Genomic DNA, 15,020 nt, shown 5'->3' on the forward strand with positions numbered 1-15,020 from the left:
GATTTGAAGGTCGCGCGACGTTGCTGCAGTGCCATTTGAAGAGGCCGTTGCAGTAAACCATGATGTCAGTGTGACATCAATGAATTTACGTGGCATTTTACCGGGGTCAAGCTCTGGCGATCGCCGCCGATAACGAGCATAGACGCAAGCATGCTCGCGAAGAATTCAAAGACGGCGCGTTGGTCGGCAGGGTCGCGATACCCGACCCGCTGAACCAGCCGCACACACACCACATCAGGAGCTTTTAATGGCCGGCATTCTCGACACGGTAGATCAACGCACGCAACTGGTGGGTGAGAATCGCCTGGAGATTCTCATGTTTCGCCTGGCCGGGCGGCAGCTGTTCGCGATCAACGTGTTCAAGGTGCAGGAAGTCCTGCAGTTGCCCAAGCTGACCCTGATGCCCCAGCGTCATCCGTTTGTGTGTGGCGTGGTCAACCTGCGCGGCCAGACCCTGCCGGTGATCGACCTGTCGCAGGCGATTGGCATGCGTCCGCTGGTGCCGGGGCCCAACAGCACGATTATCGTCACCGAGTACAACCGCTCGGTGCAGGCGTTCCTGGTGGGCGGTGTGGACCGCATCGTCAACATGAACTGGGAAGCCATCCTGCCGCCACCGGCCAGCGCCGGTCGCCAGCATTACCTCACCGCCATCAGCAAGGTCGATGACCAGTTGGTGGAAATTATCGACGTGGAAAAAGTCCTCGCCGAAATCGTGCCGTACAACGCCAAGGTCTCCCGCGAGAAACTCGAAGACCCGGTGCTGGAGCGCGCCCGTGGCCGCGAAGTGCTGCTGGTGGACGACTCCAATGTGGCCCTGTCGCAACTGCGCGACACCCTTGGCCAGCTTGGGGTGAAAATGCACATCGCCAGTGATGGCCTCAAGGCGCTGAACATGCTCAAGGCCTGGGCCGACAGCGGCCAGGTGATGACCGACAAACTGCTGATGATCTTTACCGACGCCGAAATGCCGGAGATGGACGGCTACCGCCTGACCACCGAAATCCGCAACGATCCGCGCCTGCGTGGGCTTTACGTGGTGCTGCACACCTCGCTGTCGGGCAGTTTCAACGACTCGATGGTGAAAAAGGTCGGTTGCGATAACTTCCTGTCCAAATTCCAGCCCGACAAGCTGGTGGATGTGGTGCGCCAACGCCTGATGCTGGATGAAGTGCCGGCCTGATTGTCTTTAAGGGGAAGCTGTAGTTGGGCGAGTTGGCTCTTTGTGGCGAGCAGGCTTGCCCTGCGTTGGGCTGCGCAGCGGCCCCATGAGGACGCAGCGGTGTCTCAGTAGAACTGCGGCGTCTGGTTCTGGGGCTGCTTCGCAGCCCAACGCGGGGCAAGCCCGCTCGCCACAAAGAGCCCGCTCGCCGTAATACATCTGCTGCCACGCTGAGTCTGCGCGTTGCACCTGCTTGTTGGCTGTGGGGGCGTCGTCCTTTGATTCCGGGGGCTGCCTGCTATAGGGTGGCGCTTTGTCCCCTCAGGAACGCAGGCTCATGCTTCGTCTCAGCGCGTTGTACCGTTATCCCTTGAAGTCCGGCAAGGCCGAAGCCTTGCAGCAGATCGGTCTGGATCAACTCGGGCTGGACGGGGATCGACGCTGGATGTTGGTGGACGCAGCCAGCGGGCGATTTCTGACGCAGCGGGCGGTGGCGAAGATGAGCCAGTTGTCGGCGTTGTGGAACAGCGCCGGTGGCTTGACCCTGAGCACGCCAGGCATGGCGCCGCTGGAGGTGGCCTTGCCCGGCAGCGACGCCGAACTGCGCGGGGTGACGATCTGGCGCGATACCCTGCGTGTGCCGGATGCCGGCGATGCGGCGGCGGCCTGGGTCAGTGACTTTATCGGCAAAGCCACGCGGCTGGTGCAGATGCCACTGGCCCGTGCACGCACCACCGAGGCCGGTTTCGGCAAAGATAACGACCAAGTGGCGTTTGCCGACGGCTACCCGCTGTTGTTGATCGGCCAGGCGTCCGTGGACGACCTTTCCCGGCAGGTCGGCCGGCCCATGGAAATGCTGCGTTTTCGTCCCAATCTGGTGATCGAAGGCAGTCAAGCGTACGCCGAAGACGGCTGGAAGCGCCTGCGTATCGGCGACGTTGAGTTCCGAGTGGTCAAGCCCTGCGCACGTTGCATCCTCACCACGATCGACCCGGCGACCGGCGAACGCAGCGCCGATCGCGAACCCTTCGCCACGCTCGATGCCTATCGCAAGACGGAACACGGCGCCCTGTTCGGCCAGAACCTGGTCAACGATGACCTCGGCCGTCTGGAAGTGGGCATGCCGGTGACCGTCATCGAGTAACACGTTCGCGCATAAAAAATGCCCGTCTCCTGCGAGACGGGCATTTTTTTGACCGGTGCAACCCTTAGCCGCGGTATTCGCACAGGTAAGCAGTGTCTACCGCGACCTTCAGCTGGAACTTGCTGTTGGCCGGTACGTTGAACTGGCTGCCGGCAGCGAAGGTTTCCCAGTCGGCGTCGGGCAGTTTCACGGTCAGGGCGCCAGACACCACGTGCATGATTTCACGCTGGGCGGTGCCGAATTCGTATTCACCCGGTGCCATTACGCCGATGGTCGCCGGACCTTCTGCGGTGCCGAAAGCGATCGACTTGACGGTGCCGTCGAAGTATTCGTTGACTTTAAACATGGGTGAATCCTCGAAAAGTGGATTAAGGCTTGCTGCTCCGTATGGACGTGCCTGGCTTCGCTCAGGCGCACGCCATTACCGGCACGCCGGCTCCTACAGAACAGCAGGATATTGGAAAAGGCCGGCCAGTATGCCCAAGCCTTTGCGCGCTGCCTAGACCGGCAAAATCAATGGCAGCAGGCGCGCGGTGTTGCGCGCATCTTCCAGCGCCCGGTGCTGCTGACCCTGAAACTGCATCCCCGCCAATTGCAGCGCGCCGTTGAGACCCAGCGGCTTATCCAGGCGCCGGGCCTTGGCAAAGCGCTGCTTGAGGTTCACATGCGGCGTTTGTGCGAGCGCGCTGGCCAGGCCATGGCGTTGCCATTCGAGTTCAAGCTGCTTGCGATCGTAGTCGCCCCAGCTGGCCCAGCCTTCCAGGCGCGTGTGATGTTGGCCCAGCCAGCGTTCGAAGAGTGGCCACACGTCGGTCATCGGCGCAGCGGCGTCGATGTTGGCCTGGGTGATGTGGGTGAGCTGTCGGCAGAACGGCGTCAGCAACGGCCGACGCAGCGGCCGCACAAAGCGCTGGAAGTGATCCAGTTCACGGCCTTGGCGGTTCACCAGGCTCGCGCCGATCTCGATGACTTCCATCTCCGTCACGGGCCAGCCGCCTTCATCCGTTGTGGCTTCAAGGTCAATAATCAGCCAATGAGGCATCGCGCAGGTTCCCGTACTCGTCCCTTCCTGATGGGGATAGAGCGTAGCCGGGCCTTGTAGTTCCGCCTAGGGCTTTTCGATCTCCAGTAAAACCTGGCGGTTGCGCACCTGAGCGCCTGCAATCACCTGTACGCTTTTGATCACGCCGTCGATGCCGGCCGTCAGCGGATGCTCCATCTTCATCGCTTCGAGCACCAGCAGCAGCTGGCCCTGGCTGACACGCTGACCGGCGCTGACCCGAATATCAACAATGGCACCGTCCATCGGCGCCTTGACGGTGCCGCTGCCGGCATCGGCCTGGCGGCTGGCGACCTGCTGGGTACGGTTGATCACCCGCACGCCGGGCAGCCAGAGCTGGGTATCGTCGAGGTGATAGGCGACGCGGCGGCGCACGCCGTTGATCTCCAGCGTGGCCCGACGGCCGTCGGTACTGAGGTTGCGAATGTCGATGCCGTTGGCCTGCAGGTGGTTGGCGTGCAAAACGCTCACGGCGACCTCGCGGGGTGCGTCGTTAATATCCAGCCGATAAGTCCAAGGCACGCTGGCGTTGTTGCGCCAGCCCGTTAAACCTGGGGAGTAGGTACCGGCGCTGTGTTGATAAAACAGCAAGGCGGCCAGGGCGATCTGTTCATCCGTGGCTGCCTGGCGGGGAATGTCACTGAAGTGCGCGGCGATGAATCCGGTGCTGAAATCGCCGGCGATAAAGTCCGGGTGTTCAAGCAGATCGGCGAGCAATCGCTGGTTGGTCGTTACGCCCAGCAATACCGTGTCTTGGACTGCTCGCAGCAGCTTGCGCCGGGCTTCTTCACGGGTGGCGCCGTGCGCGATGATCTTGCCGAGCATGGCGTCGTAGAACGGGCTGATGCGCTGGCCTTCGAGTACGCCGTGGTCGGTCCGCACGCCGACGGCAGGCTCCCAGCGCAGCACGTCACCGGTTTGCGGCACAAAGCCCTGGGCCGGGTCTTCGGCGTACAGGCGCACTTCCAGGGCGTGGCCGCTGAGGGTCACGTCGGCCTGTGTGAGTGGCAGCGGTTCACCGGCGGCGATTTGCAGTTGCCAGGCCACCAGGTCGAGGCCGGTGATCAGCTCGGTAACGGGGTGCTCCACTTGCAGGCGCGTGTTCATTTCCAGGAAATAGAATTGGCCGTCGCGGTCGAGCAGGAATTCCACGGTACCGGCGCCCACGTAATTGACCGCCCGCCCGGCCTTCAGCGCAGCTTCGCCCATGGCGTGGCGCAGTTGCGGGGTCATCACAGGGCAGGGGGCTTCCTCGATGACTTTCTGGTGGCGGCGCTGGATCGAGCAATCGCGTTCGCCCAGGTAGATGAGCTGGCCGTGGCTGTCGCCGAACAGTTGAATTTCGACATGGCGCGGGTCGATCAGCGCGCGCTCGAGGATCAGTTCGTCGCTGCCAAAGGCGTTCATCGCTTCCGAGCGGGCGGTGCGCAGTGCGTCGAGCAGTTGGCTGGCGTCGTGCACCAGGCGCATGCCGCGCCCGCCGCCGCCGGCGCTGGCCTTGATCATCAGGGGGTAGCCAATGCGCTTGGCTTGCTCTTGCAGGCCGGCGTCGTCTTGGCGGCCGCCTTGGTAACCGGGTATGCACGGCACGCCAGCCTCGAGCATGGCCAGTTTGGACAGGCGCTTGCTGCCCATCAGTTCGATGGCCTCAACGCTTGGGCCGATGAAGGTGATGTTCGCGTGTTGGCAGGCGCGGGCGAAGTCGGCGTTTTCGGAGAGAAAGCCATAGCCGGGGTGGATGGCGTCGGCGCCAGTGATGTTGGCTGCGTTGAGAATGGCGGCGATGTTGAGGTACGACTGCTGGACGAGCGCCGGGCCGATGTTGACGGCTTCGTCGGCCATCTGCACGTGCAGGGCCTGGGCGTCGGCATCGCTGTAGACGGCCACAGTGCGGTAGCCCAGGGCCTGGGCGGTGCGCTGGATGCGACAGGCAATTTCGCCGCGGTTGGCGATCAGGATTTTGCTGAATGGGGGCATTGGTTTATCCCTGGGTAATCGGGTGTTTGTTCTGGCCCCATCGCAGGCAAGCCAGCTCCCACCTTGAAAGGCGTTTCAACGGTGGGAGCTGGGTTGCCTGCGATGGCGTCATTTGCACCAACCTGGCTTACGCTTCTGCACAAAAGCCTGCGTCCCCTCTATTCCTTCCACGCCCGTCACCGCCTCGGCAAACCACTGCGCCCCGCGATCCAGCACCGCCTCAAGCGGCTCGTCGGCACTGGCCAGCAACAGCGCTTTAGTCCGCGCATTTGCGCCCGGCGCACACTGCAGCACGTGTCCCAACACCTCATCCAGGCGCTGCGCCAATGCCTGCGCATCGCTCTCTGCAAAATGCACCACGCCCAAGCGCTGCGCCTCAAGCCCATCAAACCGCGCCGCCGTCAGCGCCAGCCGGCGCGCCTGGGTCAGGCCAATCCGCTTGACCACAAACGGCGCAATCTGCGCTGGCAACAAGCCTAAGCTGGTTTCCGGCAAGCCGAATCGCGCCTGGTGATCGGCGATCGCAATGTCACTCACACACGCCAGCCCAAACCCGCCCCCCAGCACGGCGCCTTGCAGCACCACGATCACCACTTGCGGCACCGCCTCAACTTCTTGCAGCAAGGTGCCAAACGCGCGGTTCAGCGCCTGCAACCGCGCCGTGCCGCCGGCGGTGACCATGTCTTTCACATCCGCCCCCGCGCAGAAATGCCCGCCCGCGCCGCTGATCACCAGCGCGCGCACCTGGCTGTCGAGCTGCGCCAACACCGCCCGCAGTTCGTTGACCATCTCCAGGCTCATGGCATTGCGATGCGCCGGGCGATTGAGGGTGATGTGCAGCACGCCGTTATGCGGTTCGAGCAGCAGGGTATTCATGATTTTTTCCCAGGCAGGGTGCCCATCAGTTTGCAGATGATGCCCAGCATGATTTCGTCAGCGCCGCCGCCAATCGACACCAGCCGCACGTCGCGGTAGGCGCGGGCCACCGGGTTGTCCCACATAAAACCCATGCCGCCCCAGTATTGCAGGCAGCTGTCGCTGACCTCGCGGCCCAGGCGCCCGGCCTTGAGCTTGGCCATGGACGCCAGGCGGGTCACGTCCTGGCCTTTGATGTACTGCTCGGTGGCCTGGTAGACCAGCGCGCGCAGGCATTCGATTTCAGTGGCCAGTTCGGCCAGGCGAAAGTGAATGACCTGGTTGTCGATCAGCGCTTTGCCGAAGGTCTGGCGTTCTTTGCAGTACTCAATGGTGCTGTCGATGCAGTATTCCAGGCCCTTGATCATGTTGGCCGCGCCAAACAGGCGTTCTTCCTGGAACTGCAGCATTTGCATCATGAAACCCGCCCCTTCGTGGCCGATGCGATTGCGCTGCGGCACGCGCACACCGTCGAAGAACACCTGGGCAGTCTCGGAGCTGTGCATGCCGAGTTTTTCCAGCGGTGGGCTGACGCTGATGCCCGGCGTGTTCATCGGCACCATGATCAGCGACTTGTTGATGTGCGGCTTGTCGTCGGAGGTGTTGGCCAGCAGGCAAATGAAGTCGGCGCTGGGCGAGTTGGTGATCCACATTTTGCTGCCGTTGATCACGTAGTCGTCGCCGTCTTTGCGTGCGTGGGTTTTCAGCCCGGCGACGTCGGAGCCGGCGCCGGTTTCCGAGACGCCGATGCAGCCGACCTGCTCGCCGCTGATAGCCGGGCGCAGGAACTCGTCGCGCAGTTCATCGCTGCCAAAGCGGGCGAGGGCGGGGGTGCACATGTCGGTCTGCACGCCGATGGACATCGGGATGCCGCCGCAGCGGATGGTGCCGAATTCTTCGGCCGCAACAATGGAATAACTGTAATCCAGGCCCATGCCGCCGAATGGCTCCGGCTTGGAAATGCCCAGCAGGCCGAGGTCACCGGCCTTGCGAAAGATCTCGTGAATGGGGAAGCGCCCGGCTTTTTCCCATTCGTCCACATGCGGGTTGATCTCGCGATCGACGAAGGCGCGCACGGTGCGGCGCAGTTCCTGATGTTCCTGGGTAAAAATCATTGTTGTTGTTCTCCTTTAGAAACGCGCCACACCGAAACTGTTGGGCTGCAACTGCCGCCTCTGGGCCTCATGGCAAATGTCCAGCAGGTAACCCAGCAGCGTGCGGGTATCGCGTGGGTCGATCAGCCCGTCGTCCCACAGATTCGCGCTGCCATAGAGCGCGGTGGACTGGCTGTCGAGCTTCTGCGCGGTGACCTGTTCGAGCATGTCCAGCACCTTGGGGTCGGGCACCAAACCCTCCTTCAATTGCTTGGCCTCGGTGACGATGCGCAGCACTTTGCCCGCCTGCGCGCCGCCCATCACCGCCGTGCGGCTGTTGGGCCAGGCGAAGATAAAGCGCGGGTCCAGGCCGCGGCCGCACATGGCGTAGTTGCCGGCGCCGTAGGAGCCGCCGACCACCACCGTGAGTTTAGGCACCCGCGCATTGGCCACTGCCTGAATCATCTTCGCGCCGTGCTTGATCACGCCGTGTTGCTCTGACTCGGTGCCCACCATGAAACCGGTGGTGTTGTGCAGGAACAGCAGCGGCGTGCGGCTCTGGTCGCACAGCTGGATAAATTGCGCGGCCTTGCTCGCGCCTTTGGGCGTGATCGGGCCGTTATTGCCGATCACGCCGACGGCGCGGCCCTGGATGTGCAAATGGCCGCAGACGGTGTGGGCGTCGAACTCGCCCTTGAATTCGAGGAAGTTGGAACCGTCGGCCAGGCGCGCGAGGATTTCGCGCACGTCGTAGGGTTTTTTCGGGTCGTCGGGGATCAGCCCCAGCAGCTCTTCGATGGGGTACAGCGGTTCTGTGTAACTGCGTGTTGGCGCACGCGGCAGGCGCTCATCCCAAGGCAACAGGCTGACGATTTCGCGCACGATGCGCACGCCGTCCGCGTCGTTTTCGGCCAGGTATTCGGCGGTGCCGGCGGTTTGCGCGTGCATCTGGGCGCCGCCGAGTTCCTCATCGGTGGCCACTTCGCCGGTGGCGGCCTTGAGCAGCGGCGGTCCGGCGAGAAACAGCTTGGCCTTGCCGCGCACCACCACCACGTAATCCGACAGCCCCGGCTGATATGCACCGCCGGCCGTGGCCGAGCCGTGCACCACGGTGATTTGCGGCAGGCCCATGGCCGACATGCGCGCCTGGTTGGCAAAGCTGCGGGCGCCCTCGACGAAAATCTCGGCGGCGTAGTTGAGGTTGGCACCGCCGCTTTCGGCAAGCGTCACCACCGGCAGTTTGTTTTCCATGGCGATCTGTTGCAGGCGCAGGGATTTTTTCAGCCCCGTGGGGGAAATGGTGCCGCCCTTGATCGCACTGTTGTTGGCCACCACCAACATGCGCACGCCACTGACGTAGCCGATGCCGGCGATCAAACCGCCGCCGGCTGCGCTGCCGTCTTTGTCGTCGTGGAGTTTGTAGCCGGCCAGGCTGGCCAGTTCCAGGAACGGCGCGCCGGGGTCCAGCAGCAGGTTGAGGCGCTCGCGGGGCAGCAGTTGGCCGCGCGTGTCGAACTTGGCTTTGGCTTCCTGCGCCTTGCTGAGCAGGGCGTGCTCCAGCTGGCGCAACTGCGCGATGGCGGCCAGCATCGCCTCGCGGTTTTGCGCGAACTGCGGGCTGTGGGCGTCGATCAAGCTTTCAATCACCGGCATGGTTTATTGCTCCGCCTTGAGCACATCGGGCAGGTAGGCACGGTGGAAACCATTGAACGGCTCGCTCGGCGGTTGCGCCTTGGGCAGCGGCCAGGCGCGGCTGCCCAGGCTGGCGGCGCCGTCGATGCGCAAGGTGCTGCCGCTGATGAACGCGGCGGCGGGGCTGAGCAGGAACACGATGGCCGCGCTGACCTCCGATTCGGTGCCGATCCGCTTGAGCGGCACGTGCTCGCGCAGGGTCGGGATCACCGCCTTGAAGGCGCCTTCGTAGGTGTCCATGCCGCTGGAGGCAATCCAGCCCGGCGCCACGGCGTTGACGCGCACCCCGGCGTAGCCCCATTCGAACGCAGCGGTTTTGGTGAAGTTGTCCATGCCCGAACGCGCTGCGCCCGAGTGGCCCATGCCGGGCATGCCGCCCCACATGTCGGCGAGCATGTTGACGATGGCGCCGCCGTGTTTGCTCATGGATTGGTTGAACACTTCGCGCGCCATCAGGAAACCGCCGACCAGGTTGGTGCGCAGCACGGTTTCAAAGCCCTTTTGATTGATCGAGGCCAGGGGCGACGGGTATTGGCCGCCAGCGTTGTTCACCAGCCCGTGAATCGGCCCGTGTGCGTGGATAATCTGCGTGACCAGCGCCTTCACCGCGTCTTCATCGCGAATATCGCAAGCCTGCCAATGGGCCGTGCCGCCGTCTTCGGCAATTTCCGCGGCCACCGTTTGCAGTTTTTCCGGTTTGCGCCCCACCAGAATCACTTGAGCGCCCAGGGCCGCGAGTTCATGCGCGGTGCAGCGGCCAATGCCACTGCCGCCACCGGTGACGATCACGGTTTGCCCGTGGAACAGGTCGGCTTTGAAGATTGAGTCGAAGGCCACGGCAACGCTCCTTTTATTTGAGTTGATCGGCGATGTGTTGCGGCACGGCGATGGGAATTTCCAGCAATTGCTGCGCGAAGGCTTTGCCCTGCGGGTCGATGCGCAGGCTGGCGATACCGCCGCCGCCCAAGGCGTTTTCCAGCAGGAAATTCAGGCTGTGGCTGCCGGGCAAGTACCAGCGTTCGACGCGGCCGTGGAAGGGGTCGAGCACGTGGCTCATCCAGTCGACGATCACTTGCGGGGTCAGCACTTCGGCGATCCACGGCAAGTAGTCGGGGTGGCGGGCGATCACGCCGATATTGCTGTGGTTGCCTTTGTCGCCGGAGCGCGCGACGGCCAGTTTCACCAGGGGCACGCTGGCGTCGGCGCGGCCCTGGGGCTTGGGCGGGTCGATCGGCTCAGCCGGGGTGACCAGTGGCGCAGAGGCGGGCAGTTCAATGGCGTGACGCTGGCCTTGGAAGTCGATCACCAGCTCACAGGATGATTTATCGATCAGGAACGAAAACAGCCGAATCAGCGGATACACCGTCGGGCGGCCGCCAACAATCCCGGTTAACCCCGGCGCCATGCCGGTGGCTGCCTGGGCGATCTCGCGGGCGAACAGCACCAGCGCCTGTTTGCTCGGGTGCCGCACTGCCAGTTTCACCACCACCTCGCGGCAATCCTGACGCTGGGCGTGCGCGCCGTAGGTGGCTTCGCTGCCGAGCAATTCGATGTTGACCTCGGTGTAAGGCGCCCAGCCGCGCTGGCTGAACAGTTGAGAGGTCTTGTTGATGATCGCCTGGCTGACGCGCTCGGCCTTGGCCACCGCGTCGATCCCGGCGATCAGGCAGCTGGCGGTGCAACGAAAACCGTCCGGGTAGGTGGCGCTGACTTTGTACTGATCGGTGGGCGGCAAACCTTTGGCGCCGTGCAGGCGCACTTGGTTTTTGCCTTGCTGCTGCAGTTTGACCTGGCTGAAGTCGCAGATCACATCGGGCAGCAGGTAGGCGCGCGGGTCGCCGATTTCATACAGCAACTGTTCGGCCACGCTGAGTTCGCTGATCAGCCCGCCCGTGCCGTCGACTTTATTGACGGTGAACTGGCCGTCGGCGCTGACCTCGACGATGGGAAAACCAATGTGCTCGTAGTCCGGCACGTCACGCCAATCGGTGAAGTTGCCGCCGGTGCACTGTGCGCCGCATTCGATGATATGCCCGGCCAGTGCAGCCTGGGCGAGATGGTCATAGTCCTGCCATGACCAGTTGAATTCGTGCACCAATGCGGCGCTGACCACGGCGCTGTCGACCACGCGGCCGGTGATCACGATGTCGGCGCCCAGCTCAAGTGCCTTGGCAATGCCTGGCGCGCCGAGGTAGGCGTTGGCCGACACGCACATCGGTGGCAGCGGCGCGCCGTTGAACATATCGCTGACGCCGTGCAGGTGCTTGAGCTGCGGTTGCAGGTCATCGCCCAGCAGCACGGCGATTTTCAGCGGGATTTGCGCCTTGTCGCAGGCCGCTTGCAGGGCGGCGGCGCACGCTTGCGGGTTGATGCCGCCGGCATTGCTGATCACGCGGATGCCCTGGCGCTGGATGTCGCCCAGCAGCGGCGTGAGCACTTCGACGAAATCCGTGGCGTAGCCGGCCTGAGGGTCTTTCATCCGTGCGCCGGCAAGAATCGACAGGGTGACTTCCGCCAAATAGTCGAACACCAGGTAATCCAGCGCGCCGCCGTGCACCAGCTGGGCGGCGGCGGTGCAGGTGTCACCCCAGAAGGCGCTGGCGCAGCCGATACGTACCGTCTTGCTCATGAGAAATCCGTCCTCGAATGGCTGGCGTCGAGACTACCAAGCAAGCGCTTGGTTTGTAAACTCCGTGCACAAGTTTTGCCCAAGCGCTTGCTTGGGTGGCGGCCACGGCCTAAATTGCCGCCCACGACGTCAGCACACGTGAAGGAGAGAGGCATGGATGAGCAAAAAGCCCTGAGGGTGATGCGCACCATGGTCGATGCCGGCCAATTGACCGACCCCGACAGTGCCCGGGGCAAATTGCTGCAAACCGCAGCTCACCTGTTTCGCAACAAAGGTTTTGAGCGCACCACCGTGCGTGACCTGGCCAGCGCGGTGGGCATTCAGTCCGGCAGCATCTTTCATCACTTCAAGAGCAAGGACGAGATCCTGCGCGCGGTGATGGAGGAAACCATCCACTACAACACCGCGATGATGCGCGCCTCACTCGAGGAAGCGAACAGCGTGCGTGAACGCGTGTTGGCGCTGATTCGCTGTGAGCTGCAGTCGATCATGGGCGGCAGCGGCGAAGCCATGGCAGTGCTGGTCTACGAATGGCGTTCGCTGTCGGCCGATGGCCAGGCTCAGGTGCTGGCGCTGCGGGATGTGTACGAAGACATCTGGTTGCAGGTGCTGGGCGAGGCCAAGGCCGCCGGTTACATCAGGGGCGATGTATTTATCACCCGGCGTTTCCTCACCGGCGCGTTGTCCTGGACCACTACGTGGTTCCGCGCCCAAGGCAGCCTGACCCTGGAGCAATTGGCCGAAGAAGCCCTGCTGATGGTGCTGAAGGCCGATTGAGGCGCAAGCCATTAATTTGCCGATGGAAAGTTGTCTCACCTGACAAAAACGCCTAGCTTATCGCCATCAGAGTATTAAACGGTGTGTGCCTCAATGTTTTCGCCATGGCGGCTGGCTGCAGGACTAACTTTATGGGCACTGGGCACCGCGGGGTGGATGCCGGCTTCGGCTGCGCAATTGGTGAGGATCGGCGCCGCGCATTTTCCGCCCTACACCGTACGCCCCGAGCAAGGCGCCGACACCGGTTTACTGCCGCAACTGGTCGAGGCGCTGAACGCCTCGCAAACCGACTACCAGTTTGTACTGGTGCCGACGTCTATCCCGCGGCGTTTTCGCGATTTCGAGCAAGGCCGGGTCGACATGGCGATCTTCGAAAACCCCGACTGGGGCTGGCAGAACATTGACCACACTGCCGTGGACATGGGGCTTGAGGACGCGGAAATTTTCGTCGCCCAACGTGAGCCCGGTCGCGATCAGCGCTATTTCGCCGACCTCAACGGCAAGCGTCTGGCCGTGTTCAGCGGTTATCACTACGCCTTTGCCAACTTCAACCCCGACCCCAAGTACATGACCGAGCATTTCAACGCCACGTTGACCTATTCCCATGACAGCAACTTGCTGATGGTGGCGCGCGGGCGTGCGGACATCGCACTGGTCACGCGTTCGTACTTGAGTGATTTCATGGTGCGCAACGCGGACATGGCCGGGCAGTTCCTGGTCTCGGAGCGGATTGACCAGGTGTACCACCACTACGCGTTGCTGCGGCCAAAGGCACCGATTACCGGGGCGGCGTTTGCCGAGATGCTCAAGCGCCTGCGCGATAACGGGCAGCTGTTGAAGATCTTCGAGCCGTATCGCATTGATGTGACAGCGGCGCACTGAGCGCGGATCAGGCTTGCCACAACAAGCCCTTTCCCCACACTCAGACTCGCCGTGCAAACGTATCGCTGTGGCTGCCCGACACTTTGCGGCAATGCACCAGCGCATCACGAATCATGAAGTTCACCAGGGTCGGCGAGACGCCGAGTTCCTTGGCGATGTCCTTTTGCGGCACGCCGTGCAGGCGATACATCTCGAACGCGTAACGGGTGCGTTGCGGCAATTGCGTCAGGGCGTCGGCGATGTTTTCCAGGGTGTTGAAATTGATGTGCGAGGTTTCCGGTGAAGCGCCGTGAATGACCACATTCAAGCCTTCCTCTTCGGTCCCGGAGTATTTGAGTTCCAGGGCCTGCTTGCGGTAGTGATCGATCGCCAGGTTGCGCACGATCTGGAACAGATAACTCAGTTGGGCCTTGAACGATGAGGTGATCGTCGGCGCCGATTGCAGCCGGAAGTAGGCGTCCTGCACCACGTCTTCGGCGCGCGAGCGGCAGCCGGTAATGCGTGCCGCGATCTTCACCAGAATCAAACGATTGTCGACGAATGCCTGGAGAAGCGGTGAGTCGCACCTGCCTGTGAATACTTGTTCCGTCATGGAAATCACCTTGTCGCAAAAGAGGTTAGGGGAGGGCGTCCGTGCTGAGGCCTCCTACACATCGGGCAACAAATTATGCTTAATGATAATGATTGTCAAATGAGAAGACGAACTAATCTTATGCCTTCCTGAAAGGTGTGAACCAGGTCTCGCGCTTGCCCGCAGACTAATTATTTGCCGGCACCGTCCGTTCTCATGGGTGACAGGTCCGTTAACAAACGGCCAAGGATCAGCGCCCGCAGGAGGACGACATGGGTTTGTACGGTGCATACAGCGTGTTTCAGTTTGGAGCCTTTAGCCTATCGGGCACCCTCAGCCTGATGAGAGCGCTCAGCCGATGAGTGCCGCCACGCGACTGCGCCTGTTTTGCCTGCCCTATTCGGGGGCCAGCGCCATGGTCTATGCGCGTTGGCGTCGGGCTCTGCCGGATTGGTTGCAAGTGTGCCCACTGGAATTGCCGGGGCGCGGCATGCGCATGGATGAGCCGTTGCAGCGCGACATCAGGGCCTTGGCAGCACAGTTGGCGGATGAAATCAGCCGCGACCTGAACGGCCCGTATGCCCTGTTCGGCCACAGCCTCGGCGGCCTGCTCGCCTTCGAATTGGCCCACGCCCTGCGCGAGCGCGGTGCGCCTGAGCCGCTGGCGTTGTTTGCCTCTGGCACCGCCGGCCCGGCGCGCCGTGATGTGAGCGACTACGCCATTGAAAAGACTGACCCACAACTGATCGCCCGCCTGCGCGAACTGCAGGGCACCGCCGAAGAGGCCCTGGCCAACCCCGAATTGATGCAGTTGATGCTGCCGATCCTGCGCGCCGACTTCCTGCTCTGCGGCAGCTTCACCTACGGCCAGCGCGAACCGCTGGGCATGCCGATCCACGTGTTTGGCGGCAAGCAAGACAGCGTGCGCGCCGACCAGTTGCTTGACTGGCAGGCCGACGCCGCCAGCGGCTTTTCCCTGGACATGTTCGACGGCCACCACTTCTTTCTCGTGCAGCACGAAAGCGCCGTGCTGCGTTGCCTGCGGCGTTACGCCGACGAGCACCTCGCACGCTGGCGCAGTGACGCGGCGCGGCAGCTGGCCGCCGGCTGAACGCTC

The 15,020-nt window shown here is 62.8% G+C and carries 14 protein-coding genes; 5 read left to right on the plus strand and 9 right to left on the minus strand.

The features are described 5' to 3' along the window. The first annotated feature begins 247 nt into the window (after nt 1-247). Together ACM530_RS19385 and ACM530_RS19390 are read left to right on the plus strand one after the other, a co-directional pair. Nucleotides 248-1,183: a chemotaxis protein CheV gene (locus ACM530_RS19385; RefSeq protein WP_017134971.1), complete on the plus strand. Its 936-nt coding sequence runs from the start codon at nt 248-250 to the stop codon at nt 1,181-1,183. A gap of 316 nt (nt 1,184-1,499) precedes the next feature. Continuing rightward, nucleotides 1,500-2,306, plus strand: coding sequence for an MOSC domain-containing protein (locus ACM530_RS19390; protein ID WP_416362909.1), 807 nt, complete (start codon nt 1,500-1,502; stop codon nt 2,304-2,306). A gap of 64 nt (nt 2,307-2,370) precedes the next feature. Here the strand turns inward: ACM530_RS19390 and ACM530_RS19395 are convergent, their stop codons facing one another. From ACM530_RS19395 to ACM530_RS19430, 8 genes are all read right to left on the minus strand, one after another. Then, a complete protein-coding gene (locus tag ACM530_RS19395; protein WP_106576484.1) occupies nt 2,371-2,652 on the minus strand; it encodes a pyrimidine/purine nucleoside phosphorylase in 282 nt (93 codons plus the stop codon). Nucleotides 2,653-2,805: 153 nt separating this feature from the next. Next, on the minus strand, nt 2,806-3,348 hold the full coding sequence (locus ACM530_RS19400) for an exonuclease domain-containing protein (RefSeq protein WP_119742324.1): 543 nt from the start codon (nt 3,346-3,348) through the stop codon (nt 2,806-2,808). 66 nt (nt 3,349-3,414) lie between these two features. Next, the gene (locus ACM530_RS19405) at nt 3,415-5,343 is read right to left on the minus strand and encodes an acetyl/propionyl/methylcrotonyl-CoA carboxylase subunit alpha (RefSeq protein WP_416362910.1); all 1,929 of its coding nucleotides are present in this window, start codon (nt 5,341-5,343) and stop codon (nt 3,415-3,417) included. Between the two features lie 108 nt (nt 5,344-5,451). Further along, nucleotides 5,452-6,219, minus strand: coding sequence for an enoyl-CoA hydratase/isomerase family protein (locus ACM530_RS19410; RefSeq protein WP_369301239.1), 768 nt, complete (start codon nt 6,217-6,219; stop codon nt 5,452-5,454). Then, nucleotides 6,216-7,373: a citronellyl-CoA dehydrogenase gene (gene atuD, locus ACM530_RS19415; RefSeq protein WP_145158837.1), complete on the minus strand. Its 1,158-nt coding sequence runs from the start codon at nt 7,371-7,373 to the stop codon at nt 6,216-6,218. The genes ACM530_RS19410 and atuD overlap by 4 nt, the downstream gene beginning before the upstream one ends. 15 nt (nt 7,374-7,388) lie before the next feature. Further along, nucleotides 7,389-9,005: a geranyl-CoA carboxylase subunit beta gene (gene atuC / locus ACM530_RS19420; protein ID WP_416362911.1), complete on the minus strand. Its 1,617-nt coding sequence runs from the start codon at nt 9,003-9,005 to the stop codon at nt 7,389-7,391. A 3-nt stretch (nt 9,006-9,008) separates the two neighbouring features. Next, nucleotides 9,009-9,881: an SDR family oxidoreductase gene (locus ACM530_RS19425; RefSeq protein ID WP_416362912.1), complete on the minus strand. Its 873-nt coding sequence runs from the start codon at nt 9,879-9,881 to the stop codon at nt 9,009-9,011. Between the two features lie 13 nt (nt 9,882-9,894). After that, the gene (locus ACM530_RS19430; protein WP_416362913.1) at nt 9,895-11,673 is read right to left on the minus strand and encodes an acyclic terpene utilization AtuA family protein; all 1,779 of its coding nucleotides are present in this window, start codon (nt 11,671-11,673) and stop codon (nt 9,895-9,897) included. A 153-nt stretch (nt 11,674-11,826) separates the two neighbouring features. On the opposite strand from ACM530_RS19430, the gene ACM530_RS19435 reads away from it, so the two are divergent. Then, nucleotides 11,827-12,450 (plus strand): TetR/AcrR family transcriptional regulator, encoded by a 624-nt coding sequence (locus ACM530_RS19435; protein ID WP_262206763.1) that lies wholly within the window; start codon nt 11,827-11,829, stop codon nt 12,448-12,450. Between the two features lie 93 nt (nt 12,451-12,543). Beyond that, on the plus strand, nt 12,544-13,332 hold the full coding sequence (locus tag ACM530_RS19440) for a substrate-binding periplasmic protein (RefSeq protein WP_416362914.1): 789 nt from the start codon (nt 12,544-12,546) through the stop codon (nt 13,330-13,332). Between the two features lie 40 nt (nt 13,333-13,372). Here ACM530_RS19440 and ACM530_RS19445 read toward each other — a convergent pair whose 3' ends face one another. Continuing rightward, a complete protein-coding gene (locus ACM530_RS19445) occupies nt 13,373-13,924 on the minus strand; it encodes an RNA polymerase factor sigma-70 (protein ID WP_145158825.1) in 552 nt (183 codons plus the stop codon). 337 nt (nt 13,925-14,261) lie between these two features. On the opposite strand from ACM530_RS19445, the gene ACM530_RS19450 reads away from it, so the two are divergent. Beyond that, on the plus strand, nt 14,262-15,014 hold the full coding sequence (locus ACM530_RS19450; protein WP_416362915.1) for a thioesterase II family protein: 753 nt from the start codon (nt 14,262-14,264) through the stop codon (nt 15,012-15,014). Nucleotides 15,015-15,020 lie beyond the last annotated feature (6 nt).

It is taken from the genome of Pseudomonas sp. NFX183 (genome assembly GCF_047943075.1).
Lineage (GTDB): Bacteria > Pseudomonadota > Gammaproteobacteria > Pseudomonadales > Pseudomonadaceae > Aquipseudomonas.

Excerpts from the sequence above, each read along its gene's own strand:
- ACM530_RS19385 (WP_017134971.1), top strand. The coding sequence starts at position 248 with ATGGCCGGCATTCTCGACACGGTAGATCAACGCACGCAACTGGTGGGT.
- ACM530_RS19390 (WP_416362909.1), top strand. The coding sequence starts at position 1,500 with ATGCTTCGTCTCAGCGCGTTGTACCGTTATCCCTTGAAGTCCGGCAAG.
- ACM530_RS19395 (WP_106576484.1), bottom strand. The coding sequence starts at position 2,652 with ATGTTTAAAGTCAACGAATACTTCGACGGCACCGTCAAGTCGATCGCT.
- ACM530_RS19400 (WP_119742324.1), bottom strand. The coding sequence starts at position 3,348 with ATGCCTCATTGGCTGATTATTGACCTTGAAGCCACAACGGATGAAGGC.
- ACM530_RS19405 (WP_416362910.1), bottom strand. The coding sequence starts at position 5,343 with ATGCCCCCATTCAGCAAAATCCTGATCGCCAACCGCGGCGAAATTGCC.
- ACM530_RS19410 (WP_369301239.1), bottom strand. The coding sequence starts at position 6,219 with ATGAATACCCTGCTGCTCGAACCGCATAACGGCGTGCTGCACATCACC.
- atuD (WP_145158837.1), bottom strand. The coding sequence starts at position 7,373 with ATGATTTTTACCCAGGAACATCAGGAACTGCGCCGCACCGTGCGCGCC.
- atuC (WP_416362911.1), bottom strand. The coding sequence starts at position 9,005 with ATGCCGGTGATTGAAAGCTTGATCGACGCCCACAGCCCGCAGTTCGCG.
- ACM530_RS19430 (WP_416362913.1), bottom strand. The coding sequence starts at position 11,673 with ATGAGCAAGACGGTACGTATCGGCTGCGCCAGCGCCTTCTGGGGTGAC.
- ACM530_RS19435 (WP_262206763.1), top strand. The coding sequence starts at position 11,827 with ATGGATGAGCAAAAAGCCCTGAGGGTGATGCGCACCATGGTCGATGCC.
- ACM530_RS19440 (WP_416362914.1), top strand. The coding sequence starts at position 12,544 with ATGTTTTCGCCATGGCGGCTGGCTGCAGGACTAACTTTATGGGCACTG.
- ACM530_RS19445 (WP_145158825.1), bottom strand. The coding sequence starts at position 13,924 with ATGACGGAACAAGTATTCACAGGCAGGTGCGACTCACCGCTTCTCCAG.
- ACM530_RS19450 (WP_416362915.1), top strand. The coding sequence starts at position 14,262 with ATGAGTGCCGCCACGCGACTGCGCCTGTTTTGCCTGCCCTATTCGGGG.